This window comes from Stenotrophomonas sp. GD04024 (genome assembly GCF_029837545.1).
Taxonomy (GTDB): domain Bacteria; phylum Pseudomonadota; class Gammaproteobacteria; order Xanthomonadales; family Xanthomonadaceae; genus Stenotrophomonas; species Stenotrophomonas forensis.
On record NZ_JAOEDV010000033.1, the window covers coordinates 17402 to 32028 of the forward strand.

The 14627-nt window shown below is 67.6% G+C and carries 15 protein-coding genes and 3 tRNA genes; 6 read left to right on the top strand and 12 right to left on the bottom strand.

The genetic code is table 11. From position 1 onward, the window contains the following. Positions 1 to 15 precede the first annotated feature (15 nt). The 7 genes from lpxK to N7590_RS12350 are packed head-to-tail and all read right to left on the bottom strand — an operon-like array spanning position 16 to position 8347. A complete protein-coding gene (lpxK, locus tag N7590_RS12320) occupies positions 16 to 1035 on the bottom strand; it encodes a tetraacyldisaccharide 4'-kinase (protein ID WP_164241070.1) in 1020 nt (339 codons plus the stop codon). After that, complete coding sequence (gene msbA / locus N7590_RS12325; RefSeq protein WP_053449302.1) at positions 1035 to 2783, bottom strand: lipid A export permease/ATP-binding protein MsbA; 1749 nt, start codon at positions 2781 to 2783, stop codon at positions 1035 to 1037. The genes lpxK and msbA overlap by 1 nt, the downstream gene beginning before the upstream one ends. Further along, positions 2780 to 3202 carry a biopolymer transporter ExbD gene (locus tag N7590_RS12330; protein WP_004152323.1) on the bottom strand — a complete coding sequence of 141 codons (423 nt, stop codon included), beginning with the start codon at positions 3200 to 3202 and terminating at the stop codon, positions 2780 to 2782. Before N7590_RS12330 ends, msbA begins: the two co-directional genes overlap by 4 nt. Positions 3203 to 3205: 3 nt before the next feature. After that, complete coding sequence (locus tag N7590_RS12335; RefSeq protein ID WP_006429918.1) at positions 3206 to 3868, bottom strand: MotA/TolQ/ExbB proton channel family protein; 663 nt, start codon at positions 3866 to 3868, stop codon at positions 3206 to 3208. A gap of 3 nt (positions 3869 to 3871) precedes the next feature. Further along, positions 3872 to 6271: a DNA internalization-related competence protein ComEC/Rec2 gene (locus N7590_RS12340; protein WP_164241069.1), complete on the bottom strand. Its 2400-nt coding sequence runs from the start codon at positions 6269 to 6271 to the stop codon at positions 3872 to 3874. Positions 6272 to 6330: 59 nt separating this feature from the next. Continuing rightward, positions 6331 to 7674 (bottom strand): HAMP domain-containing sensor histidine kinase, encoded by a 1344-nt coding sequence (locus N7590_RS12345; RefSeq protein WP_053511563.1) that lies wholly within the window; start codon positions 7672 to 7674, stop codon positions 6331 to 6333. Position 7675: 1 nt separating this feature from the next. Continuing rightward, positions 7676 to 8347 (bottom strand): response regulator transcription factor, encoded by a 672-nt coding sequence (locus tag N7590_RS12350; RefSeq protein WP_053511564.1) that lies wholly within the window; start codon positions 8345 to 8347, stop codon positions 7676 to 7678. A gap of 145 nt (positions 8348 to 8492) precedes the next feature. Between N7590_RS12350 and N7590_RS12355 the strand changes: the two genes are divergently transcribed. Both N7590_RS12355 and N7590_RS12360 read left to right on the top strand, forming a co-directional pair. Beyond that, positions 8493 to 9260, top strand: a complete 768-nt coding sequence (locus tag N7590_RS12355; protein WP_164241068.1) for a MipA/OmpV family protein — start codon at positions 8493 to 8495, stop codon at positions 9258 to 9260. Positions 9261 to 9290: 30 nt separating this feature from the next. Next, positions 9291 to 9575: a hypothetical protein gene (locus tag N7590_RS12360; RefSeq protein ID WP_053449297.1), complete on the top strand. Its 285-nt coding sequence runs from the start codon at positions 9291 to 9293 to the stop codon at positions 9573 to 9575. A 52-nt stretch (positions 9576 to 9627) separates the two neighbouring features. On the opposite strand, the gene N7590_RS12365 is transcribed toward N7590_RS12360, so the two are convergent. Further along, the gene (locus N7590_RS12365; RefSeq protein ID WP_008268513.1) at positions 9628 to 9768 is read right to left on the bottom strand and encodes a hypothetical protein; all 141 of its coding nucleotides are present in this window, start codon (positions 9766 to 9768) and stop codon (positions 9628 to 9630) included. A gap of 162 nt (positions 9769 to 9930) precedes the next feature. Between N7590_RS12365 and N7590_RS12370 the strand changes: the two genes are divergently transcribed. The 3 genes from N7590_RS12370 to N7590_RS12380 all read left to right on the top strand — a co-directional run bounded on the left by N7590_RS12370 (position 9931) and on the right by N7590_RS12380 (position 11331). Next, positions 9931 to 10500: a TlpA disulfide reductase family protein gene (locus tag N7590_RS12370; RefSeq protein ID WP_164241067.1), complete on the top strand. Its 570-nt coding sequence runs from the start codon at positions 9931 to 9933 to the stop codon at positions 10498 to 10500. Positions 10501 to 10600: 100 nt separating this feature from the next. Further along, positions 10601 to 10789: a hypothetical protein gene (locus N7590_RS12375; RefSeq protein WP_008268658.1), complete on the top strand. Its 189-nt coding sequence runs from the start codon at positions 10601 to 10603 to the stop codon at positions 10787 to 10789. Positions 10790 to 11010: 221 nt separating this feature from the next. Beyond that, positions 11011 to 11331 carry a hypothetical protein gene (locus N7590_RS12380; RefSeq protein WP_053511567.1) on the top strand — a complete coding sequence of 107 codons (321 nt, stop codon included), beginning with the start codon at positions 11011 to 11013 and terminating at the stop codon, positions 11329 to 11331. A 94-nt stretch (positions 11332 to 11425) separates the two neighbouring features. Here N7590_RS12380 and N7590_RS12385 read toward each other — a convergent pair. The 3 genes from N7590_RS12385 to uvrB all read right to left on the bottom strand — a co-directional run bounded on the left by N7590_RS12385 (position 11426) and on the right by uvrB (position 13804). Further along, positions 11426 to 11500: transfer RNA gene (locus tag N7590_RS12385), tRNA-Val, on the bottom strand. Positions 11501 to 11598: 98 nt separating this feature from the next. Continuing rightward, positions 11599 to 11673 (bottom strand) — tRNA-Val (locus N7590_RS12390). Positions 11674 to 11779: 106 nt separating this feature from the next. Continuing rightward, positions 11780 to 13804 (bottom strand): excinuclease ABC subunit UvrB, encoded by a 2025-nt coding sequence (gene uvrB, locus N7590_RS12395; RefSeq protein ID WP_164085853.1) that lies wholly within the window; start codon positions 13802 to 13804, stop codon positions 11780 to 11782. Positions 13805 to 13932: 128 nt separating this feature from the next. Between uvrB and N7590_RS12400 the strand changes: the two genes are divergently transcribed. Next, entirely contained in the window at positions 13933 to 14469 is a 537-nt protein-coding gene (locus N7590_RS12400; protein WP_268243425.1) for a GspH/FimT family protein, read from the top strand. Between the two features lie 48 nt (positions 14470 to 14517). Here N7590_RS12400 and N7590_RS12405 read toward each other — a convergent pair. Continuing rightward, positions 14518 to 14594 (bottom strand) — tRNA-Asn (locus tag N7590_RS12405). Positions 14595 to 14627: the final 33 nt, after the last annotated feature.

Here is a 14627-nt window from a genome sequence, read left to right on the forward strand (position 1 = left end):
GCGCCGCCGCGCCACTCAGTTCGGTCTCAGCTTGTCCAGGCGATCGGTCAGCGCCACCCAGAACGCAGCTGGCAGCTCGGCGCGCAGCGGGACGGCATAGTGCCAGTCGTTGCCGAACTGACGGCACTTCACCGCGTCCTTCTCGGTCATCAGCACCGGCAGCTGGCTGCCGAAGGACAGGTCCTGCGGTTGATACGCCTGATGGTCGGCGAAGGCATGCGGCACCACACCGATGCCACGCGCCCGCAGCATGTCGAAGAAGCGCTGCGGATGGGCGATGCCGGCCACCGCGTGCACACGCTGGCCCTTGAAATACGACAGCGGGCGCGCACGGCCACCGGCCAGCGGCTGCGCACTGTCGATGTGCAGCGCCATCGGCCACTGCCCGAATCCACAGGCTTGGGCTGCGGCATCCTCATCGGCCTGGCCGAGGTTGACCACCCGGAAGTCGCACTCGGTAGCGCGGCTGACCGGCTCACGCAGCGGGCCGGCCGGAATCATCCGGCCATTGCCGTAGCGGCGCTGGGCATCGACCACTTCAATTTCGATGTCGCGTGCCAACCGGTAGTGCTGCAGGCCATCGTCGCAGACGATCACATCGCAGCCGGCCTCGATCAGCGCCTTGCCAGCGGCAACGCGGTCACGATCCACGCGCACCGGCACGCCGGTCTTCCACGCGATCAGCACCGGCTCGTCGCCGCCCTTGGCGGTCGGCGTGTCGGCCTGTACCCACAGCGGCTTGTCCGCATCCTCGCGGCCATAGCCACGACTGGCCACACCCGGCTTCCAGCCGGCGGCACGCAGGCGCTCGACCAGGGCGATGGTCAACGGCGTCTTGCCAGTGCCGCCTGCGGTGATGTTGCCTACCACGATGACCGGCACCGGCAACGTGTAGTGCTTGCGCCAGCCGCGCCAATAGGCACGCCGGCGCAGCGCGGTGACACCGGCGTACAGCGGCGCCAGCAGGCGCATCGCCCAGGGAACCGGGCTGCCGTCGTACCAGTACGACGGGGTCTGGGTACCCTTGCCAGCCATCAGTCCTGCCTTTCGCGGAACTGCATGCTGTGCAGATGCTGGTACAGGCCACCCATGCTCAGCAGCTCCTTGTGGGTGCCGCGTTCAACGATGCGACCGTGGTCCATCACCAGCACCTGGTCGGCATGCTCGATGGTTGACAGGCGGTGTGCGATGACCAGCGTGGTGCGCTCGGGCATCAGGCGCTGCAGTGCATCCTGTACCAGCCGCTCGGATTCGTTGTCGAGCGCGGCGGTGGCTTCATCGAGGATCAGGATCGGGGCATCACGCAGGATCGCGCGCGCGATCGCCAGGCGCTGGCGCTGGCCGCCGGACAGCAGCGCGCCGTTCTCGCCGACCGGGGTCTGCAGCTGCTGCGGCATGCGTGCGATGAATTCCCACGCATTGGCCGCTTCGGCGGCCGCGCGGATCTGATCATCGGTCGCGTCCATGCCATAGGCGATGTTGGCGCCGATGGTGTCGTCGAACAGCATGACCTTCTGCCCGACCATCGCCACCTGGCGGCGCAGATCGGCCAGCGGATAGTCGTCCAGGGCCACGCCGTCGAGGGTGATGCGCCCACCACTGGGTTCGTAGAAGCGCGGTACCAGCCGGATCAGGCTGGTCTTGCCGCTGCCGGATCGGCCAACGATGGCGGTCACCGTGCCCGGCTTGGCAACGAAGCTGATGTCATCCAGCGCGATGCCACTGTCGGCGCGGTAGCGCAGCATGACGTGCTCGAAGGCCAGTTCACCCTGCACGCGCTGCACCGTGTTGCGGCCTTCGTCGCGCTCGACCGGCATGTCGAGGATGCCGAAAAGGCGCTCGGCAGCGGACACGCCACGCGAGATCGAGGACTGCACGCTGGTCAGGCGGCGCAGCGAGGGAATGATCGCGGTCATCGAGATCATCAGGCCCATGAACTGGCCGGCGTTCAGACGGCCGGCGAGCGCTTCGCGGGTCGACACCCAGACGATCACCGCCAGCGCCAGCGCGGCCAGGAACTGGACCACGCTGGACGCGCCGGCACGGGTGATTTCCACCTTCATGTTCAGTGCCAGCATGCGGTTGGCCAGGCGCGAGTAACGCGACATCTCATGCTGCTGGGTGCCGTGCACCTTCACTTCCTGCTGCGCGGCCAGCGACTGCTCGGCGGTCTGCGCCATCGTGCCCATGCCGTCCTGGATGCCGCGGCTGATACGCCGGTAGCGCTTGCCGACGTAGGACACGATCACGCCGATCATCGGCACCACCACCAGCATCGCCACGGTGACCTTGACGCTCATCTGCAGCATCACCGCCAGCATCGCGATGATGGTCAGGGTATCGGCGACCACGGTCTTGAGCGCATCGGCGCTGGCCTGGGTGACCTGCTCGGTGTCGAAATTCAGGCGGCTGACCATCACCGGGGTCGATTCGGTATCGAAGTGCGAGGACGGCAGGTGCAGGTACTTGGCCAGTACCTGCTCACGCAGGTCGCGCACCACGCTGCGGCCGGTCTTGGCCAGTGCGTAGTCGCTGACCCAGGTGGCGGCACTGCGCATCAGGAACAGGCCGAGGATGGTCAACGGCAGGATCACCGCCATCCTTGGCTCGGGATTGACGAAGCCGCGGTTGACCAGCGGCTCCATCAGCTTGGTGAAGAAGTACCCGGCCACCGACTCCACCGCCATGGCGATGACAGCGGCGACCATCAGGACCCAGTAGGCACGGGTATATCCCAGCAGACGCTTGTAGATCGGCCACACCGGCGCGTGTTTGGAACTCATGGACGCACCTCGGGTGCTGTTGCAATGGCAATACGGCGGAAGCCGAGCTGGCCCAGCGCATCCTGCGCGGTCACCACGGCCTGGTAGGGAGTGCGTGCATCGGCGCGCAGCAGCACGGTCTGCTCGCGATCACTGCCCGCCACGGCGGCAATGGTCTGCTTGACCGACTCGACGTCGCTGCGCAGCACTTCCTGGTCATTGATGAAATAGCGGCCCTCGGCGTTGATCAGCACGCTGAGCGAGCGCGGCGGCTCGTTGGTCTGCTGCTGGCTGGCGGTCGGCAGCTGCACCTGCAGCGTCGAACGCGCATCGAACGTGGTGGTGACCACAAAGAAGATGATCAGCACCAGGATGACGTCGATCAGTGGCACCAGGTCGATATGCGGCTCATCCTGGGACCGGTCGTTGCCGATACGCATCGATCAGGCCTTCGCCGTGGCAGCGTTGGACGAACGCACCGCCGCGGCCGGGTTCATCACTCCGGGGCGACCGTCGAGCGTATCCAGCAATGCGCTGGCTTCCTGCTCCATCTCCACCACGTAGCCGTGGATGCGGCCCTTGAAGTAGCGATGGAACATCAGCGCCGGGATCGCCACGATCATGCCGGTGGCGGTGCAGACCAGGGCCTTGCCGATGCCACCGGCCAGCTGGTTCACGTCACCCACGCCGTGGTCGAGGATGCCCAGGAACATCTGGATCATGCCGATCACCGTACCGAGCAGGCCCAGCAACGGGCCCGCCGAGGCGATGGTGCCCAGTGCGTTGAGGAAACGTTCCATGCGGTGCACCAGGTGGCGGCCGGTGTCCTCGATGCGCTCGCGGATCTGGTCACGCGGGCGATTGCGCGCTTCCAGCGCGGCGGCCAGCAGCGCGCCCAGCGGCGAGTTGGCACGCAGGGTCTGCAGATGGGCCGGATCAAGCTTGCCGCGCGCGGCCCAGTTGCGCACTTCCTGGCCGAGGCCGGGCGGCAGCACTTCCGTCCGCCGCAGGGACCAGAAACGCTCCAGGATGATCGCCAAAGCCAGTACGCCCAACAGCAGCAGCGGCACCATCGGCCAGCCACCGGCCTTGACCAGTTCCCACACGTTTCAACCCTCCGGCCCAACGGCCGCTTGTTCAATCGACGATAGGATAGCAGCCGACCGCGCCCGCCCAGCGGCATCCCACCAACGGGATGCGTGGACACGCTGTTCACGCAGCTGCAGCCCTTGTGCGCCAAGCCATACGCGGATCGCCCCGGCGTCGGCGGTCGCCAGCACTTCGGCCCCCTGCGCCTGCCAGCGCTGGACCACCTCCTGGCGCGGGTGTCCGAAGCGGTTCTGGTGCCCGGCCGAAACCAGCGCCAGCCGCGGTGCCACCGCCGCCACCCATCCCGCGCTGGAGCTGCCGCCGCTGCCATGGTGCGGCACCAGCACCACGTCGGCCTTCAACGCGGTCGGCCATGCCTGCAGCAGCGCCCGCTCCGCCGAACGGCCGATGTCACCGGGCAGCAGAACAACGCCGTGGCGGCTGGCGATGCGCAGCACGCAGCTGTCTTCGTTGCCGCCCTGCCGGCTACCCGGCGCCGGGTGCAATACCTGGAAGTCGACACCGTCCCACTGCCAGCGCATTCCCTGCCGGCAGGGCCTGGCCCCGGCAATCGCGCTGCCGGGCGGTGCCAGCGCATGCAGCCCGGGCAGCTGACGCCGCAGGCTGGGCAGGCTGCCGATGTGGTCCAGATGGTCATGGCTGAGCATCACCTGCTCGGGCGGCCCCTGGCCCAGCGCGCGCAGGGCCGGGATCAGGATCCGTTCATTGCCGTCGGCGCCGGTCGGCGGCCCGACGTCATACCAGAGCGCGTGCCGCGCCGTGCGCACCAGCACCGCCGTGCCCTGGCCGACATCGTGCACCAGCAGTTCCAGCTCACCCTGCGCGGGTGCCCCGCGCGCCGGCCACAGCAGTGGCAGGCAGAGCAACAGCCCCGCCAGGCCACCGCCGGCCCCGCGCGGCAGCAGCCACCAGAACACCCCCAGCAACGCCGCCGGCACCGCCCAGCCCGGCGCCTCGGCCAGCCACCACATCGCCCGCGGGTGCAGCGCCAGCGGCTGCAGGGCCTGCCAGCTGACCTCGAACAACCCGGCGGCGGCACGCCATGCCCATCCTCCGGCGCCGTCGTGCAGGGCGTGAAGAGCGGTCCCCAACAGCGACATCGGCACCACCAGCAACGTCCACCACGGGATGATCGGCAGATTGACCAGCGGCCCCAACCGCGCGGTGCCACCGAACAAGGCCACGCACAGGGGCAGCAGGCCCACGCTCGCCACTCCCTGCGCCGCCAGGAAACCGCGCAGGCCACCGCCAACGCCCTCCGGCGCGGTGCGCGGCAGGCACCACAACAGCCACAGCACCCCGCCAAAGCTCAACCAGAACCCTGCTGACAGGACCGACATCGGCGCCGGCAGCACCATCACCATCGCAGCCAGCGCCAGCCCCTGCCCTGCGGCAACCGGGCGGCGTCCGGCCCGGGCCAGCGCAACCAGGCCGATCATCAGCGCCGCGCGCACGGTCGGCAGCGCGCCACCGGCCGCAACGGCATAGGCGGCCGCAGCCAGTGCGGCGCCCCGCGCGGCGGCCTGCGGCCGTGGCCGGACCCGCCCCAGCGCTGGCCACAACCACCACGACACGCGGCACAACAGCGCACCGAATCCAGCCACCACGCCCACGTGGAATCCGGAAATGGCGACCAGATGGGTCAGGCCCAGCGCGCGCAGGTGCTCCCAGTCGGCGTCGGACACCGCACGGGTGTCACCCAGTGCCAGCGCCTGCACGAACCGTGCAGCCGGATGCGCCACCTGCGTGGCAATCGCGGCGCTGCTGCGTTCACGCCAGGCCTGCAGGCCCCCTGCGGGCAGCCGCTCACGTGCGCTCGCCGGATCACGGACCGTGCCATTGCCGGAAATGCCCCGCTGCAAGGCATGCCGCTCGGCATCGAAGCCGCCCGGATTGATCCGTGAACGCGGCGCCCTCAGGCGCAGTGACAGGTCCCAGTGCGCCCCGGCGCGAATCGCATGGCGCCCGCCCCCGCTGCCAGCGCTTGCAGGCCCGCGCCACGGATCGCTCCAGGTCACCTGCAGGCGCGTACCACGCAGCGACGGCAGCGCCCCGGCCTCGTCCACACGCAGTACGAAACGCGTGTAACCGGGCCCGCTGTGTGGAAGCTCGACCACGCGTCCCTGCACCCGCACATCCTGCGCCGGCGCAGCGGGAGGCATCTGCCGGTGCAGCGCCCAATGCCCGTGCAGCGTCGCCCATGCCAGCCCGAACACGGCCATCGCCCAGCCCCGGCCACGCCAGCGCGCCAGCCAGCAGGCGCCAGCGGCGACCGCCAACGGCGCGCACAGCCACAGCGGCAGCAGCACCGGCAGCTGCATGCAGGCCAGCGCGCCCAGCACCAGCCCTGTGGCACTGCCCCCACCGAACAGGGGTGGAGCGGATCGTTCGGAAACCATCCGTGCAGCCTGCAATCGGTCACGACGGCTTGCCTATCGGGCAACGCCCCGCGCGGCTGTCAGCGCCGAACGGTGCCGCGATGGAAATTGACGCGGAAGCTGGCGCCGCCGCCGGTCGCTTCGCCGACACTGACCGAGCCGCCGTGGTGCTGCACGATCTCCTTCACCAGATGCAGGCCCAGCCCACTGCCACTGCCAGCCGCGCGCAGCCGGTGGAACGGCTCGAAGATCGCCTCGCGATCATTGACCGGAATGCCGGCACCCTGATCGCTGACCTCCAGCAGGCCGCGCTCATCCAGGCGCACGCAGATGGTGCCGCGCCCGCCACCGTGGACGATGGCGTTGTGCACCAGGTTGGCGATCACCCGCCCCAGCGCCAGGCTGTCGCCGTGGATCCACACCGGCGCGTCCGGCGCATCCACCTCGAAGCCATAGCCCGCCCCTACCACCAGCGGCGCCAGCTCGGCAGCGGCTTCGCGCACCAGCAGCGCCAGGTCCAGCCGTTGCAGCGCACCGACATTGCGGTCAAGCCGCTGCAGGTCGAGCAGATGCTCGGCCACGTTGCCAAGGCGGGCGACGTCGGTGAGCAGCTGCGACTTGAGTTCGCCCTGCGGCAGCTGTGACAGGCGCGCCTGCACCACCGCGATCGGCACGCGCAGCTCGTGTGCGGCATCGGCGAGGAACTTGTCGCGCGCCGCGTAGCCCTGCTGCACCTTGTCGATCGCATCGTTGAACGCTTCCACCAGCGGCGCAACCTCGGTCGACACCAGCTGCGCATCCAGCCGCGCGCCCGGCTGGCCGATATCCAGCTCCTTGGCCTGCTGCGCGGAACGCCGCACACCGCGCATCGCGCGGTGGATCACCGTCGGCATCACCAGCAGCGTGACCACGATCAGCGGCAGGAAGAACCACAAGCCAATCAGGCGCAACACCATCAGTGCGCCATCCAGCAGCCCGCCCTTCGGTGCGCCCCCCACCATCACCGTGATGCGTCGGCCATCCTCGTTGCGGATCATGACCCTGGCCACATCCAGGTAGGGCGGCACCAGCGAACCGAGTTCGGTGGCACCCAGCGTCGGCAACCGCGCCAGCAACGGCGCGTGGATGGCCGGAATCGTGCCGCGTTCCAGCCAGATGCCCTTGTCATCGACCGCCGCGAACCAGAGATTGCCTCCCGCATCCGCGTCCAGCCTGCGCCAGCGCGCTTCATCCAGCACCAACCGGCCGCCCTCACTGTGCACGGCCTTGGCCACCGCCTCGGCCATGAACATGTCCATGCCCCAGGAGTCCTTGTCACCCCAGGTCAGGATCAACGCAACCACCGCGAACAGCACGGTGAATGCCTGCGCGAGGAACAGGCGCCAGGCCAGGCCGAGCGTGATGGAACGGATCGGACGCGCCATCTCAGGCCTCCGCCAGCAGGTAGCCGACGCCCCGGATCACGTGGATCTCCACGCCCGCCCCGGCCTGCTGAAGCGCCTTGCGCAGCTTGGAAATGTGCGCATCGAGCGCATTGGACTGGATCTCATCGTCAAAGCCGTACACCGCCGCTTCCAGCGCACTGCGGGTGACCGTGCGCCCCTGCCGCATCGCCAGCGCCTGCAGCACCAGCACCTGCCGGCGCGGCAGCGCCAACGGCTGGCCTTCCACCTGTGCCTGCAGCGATTCGAAGTCGAACTCGAGCCGTCCCAGCCGCAGGCTCGGTGTCACCATCGCGGAAGGCCGCCGCGACACCGCGCGGATGCGCGCCATCAGTTCCTCGATCGCCACCGGCTTGACCAGGTAGTCATCGGCACCGACGTCCAGCCCTTCGACCTTGTCCGACAGCGTGCCCTTGGCCGTCAGCATGATCACCGCCAGGTTCGGGCGCAGTGCACGCGCGGTAGCGACAAAACCGGCGCCGTCACCATCGGGAAGCTGGCGGTCGAGCAGCATCAACTGGTGCACCGGATCGCGCAGCGCGATGGCCGCCTCGGCCAGGCTGCCGACCACGTCGGCCACCACGCCCTGCCGCTCCAGGCCCGATTGCAGGGCACGGGACAGGTCAGGATCGTCTTCGACCAGAAGGATGCGCATCAGGGACTCGGTTGCCGGAAACGGTGCCGATCATAGTGCCTGGCGCCTGCCTTGAGCGTCATTGCGTGCCGATTGCCCAGGCGCAATGTTCTGACAATGTTGGGCCCGCACCATGCACAGCCATCCCCCGCAAAGTGGCTGATCGATGCCGTCGTTGTCCCCGACCCTGCTGCGCCCCCTGCTGTTCTCCGCTGCCATCGGCCTGCCGTTGACCACGCAGGCCGCCGACCGCAGCCCGGGCGTGCAGGCTGGCATCACCGCGGGTGCGACGTCCGGCGCGTATGCGCACTACGACGTCAAGCCTCTGGTCGTACCGGCGATTTCCTGGCAGGGCGAGCGCTTCTTCGCCAGTCCCGGCTCGCTGGGCATGTACCTGTACAAGGGCCAAGGCCTGCGGCTGTCGGCGGCGCTGACGCCCTACACGCTGCGCTTCAAGACCGACGACGTGAATGATCCGCAGCTGCGCCGCCTGCACAGCCGGCAGATGTCGGCCATGGCCGGCATCAATGGTGAGTACAGCGCCGACTGGGGCATCGTAGAGGCCGGCGTGATGCGTGAGATCACCGGGCATGGCGGTGGCTTCGAATCGCGCCTGCATTACAGCTATCCGATCCAGGCCGGCCGCTTCACCTGGGTGCCACGGGTGGGCGTGGTGCACTCCAGCGCACGCCTGCTGGACTACTACTACGGCATCAGCGACGAGGAAGCACTGCGCTCGGGCCTGGCGGCCTACCGCCCGCGCAGCACGACATCGCCGAGCCTGCAGATCGCGGTCAGCACGCCGCTGGGCACCAAGTGGCGTGCAACAGGCGTGGTCGCCAACCAGTGGTTCGGCGATGCGGTGAAGGACAGCCCGATGGCACGACGTGGTACACAGACGTCGGCCTTCGTTTCCCTGATGCGCTCGTTCTGATCGAGCGCCTGCTACGGACAAGGACCCCCCATGGCCTCCGTCTCCCCTGCTGCTGAAGCGCACGCGATCCTGCGTGCTCCCGATCTGGAAAGCGCCGAGCGCGCCTACCTGGGCCTGATGCCCGACCTGGAACACGTCAACGCGTTGGCGCGGCGCGCCCTGGGACTTTCGCGCGTAGCCGATGCAGCGCGCGGCTACGCGCTGTCGATGACCCTGGTCGGGCTGCGCCTGCAGGAGCTGGAGATGGGTGAGGCCATCGCGAAGGAACAGCGCCAGGCGACCCTGCGCAGCCTGCGCCAGGCCTTCGACGCCTGAGCGCAGGGTAGCAACGGCGCCTGCAACCGGTGCAGCAGCGCCGCGCAAGGACTCAGCGGAAGGTCGTCCAGGCCAGGACTGCAGCCAGCAGGGCCACCCAGACCACCGCCTTGAACGTGCCCTCCAGCATGTTGCCGCCGAACAGCAGTTCAAGCACTGGATTGGGCCGGGACACCGGGACATGATCGCTCATCGGGAAATCCTTCTGGTAATGAGGGGAAGGCAGGCGCGCATGCCTGCGCGGGTGCCACTCTAGTACAGGCGCGGCACCCGTGCGCGCGTGGCGAACATCGGCTTAACAACCCGTGCGCCAGATCCGGTATGTTCGGCCCAACGCTGCGTTCAAGGATGATCGATGATCAAGCGCGTCCTGTTCCCCGTTGTGGCCCTGTTGCTGTCTGCGCTGATCGTCGCGCTGGGATGGCAGAACCGCCAGCTGCGGCAGATCAATCAACAGATGGCCTCGCAGCTGCAGGACATGCGGCTTGAAGCGCACGGCCTGGCACTTGGCAGCCTCGCCGCCCCGCTTGCACTGACGACCACGCAGCAGGCCCGCGTGCAGATTGGTGGCCCACGCGCCAGCCCGCAGATCCTCTATTTCTTCTCCACGGCCTGCCGCTACTGCCTGGCCTCGATGCCACATGTGCGGAAGATTGCCGCTGCACGGGGCGCCAGTGAACTGATCGGCGTGGGCCTTCCTCCCTACGATGAACTGGCCAGCTACGCCGGCAGGCACGATCTGCGCTTCCCGATCGCCATCGACAGCGGAGGCGATGCATCGAAGCGCTATCGCGCAACGGTCACGCCGATGCTGATCGTGCTGGGTAACGACGGCAGTGTGGCCTACAAGCATGTCGGCCAGCTTGATGAGCAGGTCGTACATGCCGCCATGACGTCGTTGGCGCCGGACCTCGCCCTGCCCTGACCAGACTGACTCCGATACCTCGTCATTACTCCCGCGCCACCACTGGCACTCACGTGCCTTCGGCAACTGCAACACCACAACGCCAACCAAGGAGATATACATGATCGGAAAGAAAGTCCTTTCGTCCGTCGCCGGTATCGTCGTTGTCGCGGCCATGGCCTTCGGCGCCGCCCAGGCCTTCGCCGTCGCGCCCAAGACCGGCTACGCGCCGGGCTGCGAACCGCACCCGAGCTGTCCGTTCGGCAATTCCGGCAAGCCCGGCCAGGTGCTGTGCTGTGATCCGTTGTAATCCCATCCGTTCCGAAGCCCGGGTTTACTGACCCGTTGCCACCGCCGCGACGCTGTTCCGGCTCCGCGGCGGTGGCAGGGCCACGGGGTACTGGCCACCCCACCCCGGATTCATCCTCCCCGGACCCGCTTGACGCACGCTTTACCGGCTTTCGTCGCATACCGGTTTCACCGCACAGGAGGCAGTGCCACGCTGGACTCCCTTCTCCGGAGCACCGTGCCATGCCGATGCTTGCCCTGCTGCTGTTGTGCGCTGGCTTGTTCGGCCGCGATGCCGATGCCGGGGATGTCTCCCTGCGCCGCCAGATCCTGCAGGCCGATGCCGGGCACGCGGGCGCTCCGGCGGCACGGGATCCGGCCACCCTGCAGCTGTACCGGCTGCGCCAGGACCGCGTACTGCGTGTTGGCTACCAGCCTCTGGCCGCAGACGGCCAGCAGCAACGGTCCAGGCCGGCGCGCTACGCGCAGGTCTGGGAACGCGTCGAGGGCCACTGGAAGCTGCAGCGCATGATCAGCATCGACGAATGGGTCGCGCAGCGCTGATGCGCGGCGAGGCTGCCAGCACAAACGAAAAAAGCCGGCCCAAGGCCGGCTTTCATCGTGATCCACCGCTGCACCGGTCATACCAGGAGCCAGGTGGTGGGCGGTACAGGGTTCGAACCTGTGACCCCTACCATGTCAAGGTAGTGCTCTACCGCTGAGCTAACCGCCCATCTTGTTCTTGCCGCCCGAAAGCTGGCCTTGCTACGTAAAAACCCGGCGCCAGGGCCGGGCTTTGCAGTTCACGACAGCCCCTTTGCAGGGACTTCGTGGTGGGCGGTACAGGGTTCGAACCTGTGACCCCTACCATGTCAAGGTAGTGCTCTACCGCTGAGCTAACCGCCCGTTTTGCTTCTGCATTTCCGCGATTGCGTCGGTGCAGGCCGCGTATATTACGGATGCCAGCCGTGAAGCGCAACACTTTTGTGAAGATGCGGCTGCCCTGCCACGTTCAGCCCAGGCTGGCTTCCTTCAGCTGCCGGATCTGGTCGCGCACGCGTGCCGCATCCTCGAACTCCAGGTCCTTGGCATGCTGGTACATCTGCTGTTCCAGCGCCTTGAGCCGGGTGGCCAGCTGGGCCGGGCTGAGCGACCGGTAGTCGGCCCCTTCCTCTGCCACGCCTGCCCGGCTCTTGCCCTTGCCCTTCTTGGCTTCCTTTTCGGCCGCATCGGACCGGGCGCCTTCAAGCACGTCGACGATCGGCCGTGCCACCGAGCGCGGCACGATGCCGTGTTCCTCGTTGTACTCGACCTGCTTGGCGCGGCGGCGGTCGGTCTCGTCGATCGCCGCCTGCATCGACCGGGTGACCTTGTCGGCATAGAGGATCGCCTTGCCGCGTACATTGCGCGCCGCGCGGCCGATGGTCTGGATCAGCGAGCCGGTGGAGCGCAGGAAGCCCTCCTTGTCGGCATCCAGGATCGCCACCAGCGACACCTCGGGCATGTCCAGGCCTTCGCGCAGCAGGTTGATGCCGACCAGCACGTCGAACTTGCCCAGGCGCAGGTCGCGGATGATCTCCACGCGCTCGACCGTGTCCACGTCCGAATGCAGGTAGCGCACGCGGATGCCATGCTCGGTGAGGTATTCGGTGAGGTTCTCCGCCATGCGCTTGGTCAGCGTGGTGACCAGCACGCGGTCGCCAGCCTTGATGCGCTCGTTGGCCTCGCTCATCAGGTCATCGACCTGGGTACCGACCGGACGGATCTCCACCACCGGGTCGATCAGGCCGGTCGGGCGCACCACCAGCTCGGTTATCTCGTCACCGGCTTCACGATACTCATAGGGACCGGGCGTAGCCGACACGTAGATCGCACGCGGGCAGCGCTCCTCCCACTCCTCGAAGCGCAGCGGACGATTGTCCAGCGCCGATGGCAGGCGGAAGCCGAATTCGACCAGGGTCTCCTTGCGCGAGCGATCGCCCTTGAACATCGCGCCGATCTGCGGAATGGTCACGTGCGATTCGTCGATCACCAGCAGCGCGTCGGGCGGCAGGTAGTCGAACAGGGTCGGCGGCGGCTCGCCGGCATTCTTGCCGGTGAGGTGGCGCGAGTAGTTCTCGATGCCGTTGCAGAAGCCGACCTCGGCCATCATTTCGATGTCGAACTGGGTGCGCTGGGCCAGGCGCTGCGCCTCGACCAGCTTGTTCTCCGCGTACAGCTGCTCCAACCGCTCCTTCAGCTCGACCTTGATGGTGTCCACCGCCGCCAGCACACGCTCGCGGGTGGTCGCGTAGTGGGTCTTCGGGTACACGGTGAAGCGCTGCATGTTGCGCAGCGTCTCGCCGGTGAGCGGGTCGAACAGGGTGATCTTTTCGACCTCGCCATCGAACAGCTCCAGGCGCAGCGCCTCGCTGTCCGACTCGGCCGGGAACACATCGATCACTTCGCCGCGCACGCGGAACGTACCGCGCTGCAGTTCGTACTCGTTGCGCGTGTACTGCAGCTGGGTCAGGTGATTGATCAGGTCGCGCTGGTCGATGCGCTCGCCCTTGGACAGGATCAGGCGCAGCGACAGGTAATCCTCGGGCGCACCCAGGCCATAGATCGCCGATACGGTCGCCACCACGATCGCATCCGGGCGCGACAGCAGGGTCTTGGTCGCGGCCAGGCGCATCTGCTCGATGTGCTCGTTGATCGAACTGTCCTTCTCGATGAAGGTGTCCGACGACGGCACATAGGCTTCCGGCTGGTAGTAATCGTAGTAGCTGACGAAGTACTCCACCGCGTTGTGCGGGAAGAACGCCTTGAACTCGCCATACAGCTGCGCCGCCAGCGTCTTGTTCGGCGCCATGATCAGCGTCGGCTTCTGCACGTTCTGGATGACGTTGGCGATGGTGTAGGTCTTGCCCGAGCCGGTGACGCCCAGCAGGGTCTGCTTGGCGATGCCCGCTTCGAAGTTGCTGGTCAGCTTCGCGATGGCATCGGGCTGGTCGCCCGCCGGCGAGTACGGCGAGACGAGTTCAAAACGGTCGCTCATGGTGTTGCCAGTTCCCGGGAAGGGTGAGTATACGGGGCCAGGAGTGACGGCCGGCTGAGGGGTTTCCGGGCAGCCGAGCGCGGCGCTACCTGATGGTGCAGTTCCTGCGAGGCAGCGAGGCTGGATGCATGCGCCTCCCTCCTGCTTCCAGCCCCGACACACAGCACGGCATGCATCTGCTCGAACTACTGGTGGTGGTGGCGGTCCTTGCCGTCCTGCTGGCAGCCGGCTGGCCCGCCCTGCAGGAACTGATGCTGCATCAACGTGCGGAATCCACCCGCCTCGGCCTGCAGTCCGGCCTGGCCACCGCGCGCTACCAGGCCATCATGCGCAGTGCGCTGATCGGCCTGTGCGCAAGCCCCGATGGGCACCACTGCGGCGACGATTGGAGCCAGGGCTGGATCGTGTACAGGACCGACGGGCGACGACAGCCCCCCTCCTCCGTCGACTCCATCCTGCTGCACCAGTCCGGCCTGTCCAGCGTCAGGATCAGCGCCGCCAGCAGCAGCGGCCGGCCACAGATCTACTTCCAGCCGGATGGCCGCAGTCCCGGAGCGAACCTGACGCTGCGCATCTGCGCGGACGACCGGGAGCGTGCCCGCGTCATCGTCAGCAACAGCGGCAGAATCCGCTCGACCCGCAGCCAGGACGGCCCGCCCTGCTGACAACAAAAAAGGCCTGCGGATAACCGCAAGCCTTTGATGCGTAATGCTTGGCGCCCGAAGTTGGACTCGAACCAACGACCCCCTGATTAACAGTCAAGTGCTCTAACCGGCTGAGCTATTCGGGCGGGGAGGCGCATTGTAATCACCTCGAACAGAGA